We start from the raw sequence: 1599 nt of genomic DNA, 5'->3' as shown, positions 1-1599 counted from the left end.
CATGAACCGCGTCATCAACAATCCAGACCTGGTGGTCGAAGACATGCTGCAGGGGATTCTTGCCGCCCACCCCGAACTGGCCTCTGCGGCCGGCAACCCGCGCGTGATCAAGCGCGCCGTTGCGCCGGTGTCCGGCAAGGTCGGCATCGTCACTGGCGGCGGCTCGGGACACGAGCCGGCCTTCCTCGGCTACGTCGGCGAGGCCCTGGTCGACGCCGTGGCCGTCGGCGAGATCTTCTCCTCGCCCACCGCCAAGAGCTTCTTCGACGCCATCCAGGCCGCCGACGGCGGCGCCGGCGTGGCGTGTCTCTACGGCAACTACGCCGGCGACAACATGAACGTCAAGATGGCGATGAAGATGGCCGAGCGGGCCGGGATTCCCGTGAAGACGGTGGTGGCCAACGACGACGTGCCCTCCGCGCCCAGGGGCGAGGAAGCCAAGCGCCGCGGCGTGGCCGGCGAGATACTGATGTGGAAGACCGCCGGGGCCTGCGCGGCGCAGGGCGGTTCGCTCGACGCGGTCATCGCCGTCGCCCAAAAGACGATTAACAACACGCGCAGCATCGGCATCGGGCTGACCTCCTGCGTCATCCCGGCGGTCGGACACGCCAACTTCCACATCGCCGACGGGCAGATGGAAGTCGGCATCGGCCACCACGGCGAGCCGGGCATCAACGTCTCGGCCATCGTCCCGGCCGACCAGATGGCCAGGATCATGGTCGACACCGTCGTGCCCGACCTGCCCTTTGTTCCGGGCGACCGCGTCGCCGTGCTGATCTCCGGGCTCGGCGCCACCCCGCTGATGGAGCAGTACATCCTCTACGCCGGCGTGGCCAAATACCTCGCCGAGGCCGGCCTGACCGTGGCCGTGCCGCTCATCGGCAATTTCTTCACCTCGCTGGAGATGATGGGGGTGACGCTCTCGGTCCTCAAGCTCGATGCCGAACTCGAGGCTTACCTGACGGCGCCGTGCGCGGCGATCGGGTTGACGCGCAAGTAAGGGAGGACACGACCGATGGCACAGACACTCGCACTGAAACAAGCCGGCGCAATCGTCCTCGACCTGGTCGAGACGATCAACGCCAACCGCGCGTATCTCTCCGAGATCGACGGCCTGATCGGCGACGGCGATCACGGCATCAACATGAGCAAGGGCTTCACGCTGTGTGGCGAGGCGCTGCGCGCCCAACCGACCCTGCCGGGGCTGGCCGAGGCGCTGGACACGCTGGCGATGACGCTCCTGGAAGGCATCGGCGGTTCGATGGGGCCGCTCTACGGGAGTTTTTTCCTGGGGTTCTCGGAGACGCTGGCCGGGAAGGAGACGCTCGACGCGGCCCTGTTCGGGGAGGCGCTGGCCAATGCCGTGGCCGGGGTGGAGTCGGTGGGCAGCGCCAAGGTCGGTGACAAGACCCTGATGGATACGCTGGTGCCGGCACGCGAGGCCTTCCAGGCTGCCGTCGCCGCCGGATCGGATTTCTCCGCGGCGCTCGGCGCGATGATCGCCGCGGCGGAACAGGGCTGGCAGTCGACCCAGGCCCTGCAGGCGCGCATCGGCCGCGCCGCCCGCCTCGGCGAACGCTCCACCGGCGTCCTCGACGC

The 1599-nt window shown here is 68.5% G+C and carries 2 protein-coding genes; both read left to right on the top strand.

The genetic code is table 11. From position 1 onward, the window contains the following. Positions 1-1000 (top strand): dihydroxyacetone kinase subunit DhaK (locus Q1K70_RS20435; protein WP_300163994.1); only part of this gene is annotated, 1000 nt, incomplete at its 5' end. Positions 1001-1015: 15 nt separating this feature from the next. Then, positions 1016-1599 (top strand): dihydroxyacetone kinase subunit DhaL (dhaL, locus tag Q1K70_RS20430; protein ID WP_300163991.1); only part of this gene is annotated, 584 nt, incomplete at its 3' end.

Source organism: Solidesulfovibrio sp. (genome assembly GCF_029978005.1).
Lineage (GTDB): Bacteria > Desulfobacterota > Desulfovibrionia > Desulfovibrionales > Desulfovibrionaceae > Solidesulfovibrio.
Note: the sequence above shows the minus strand (reverse complement) of the source record. Positions and strands in the feature narration are given on the sequence as shown.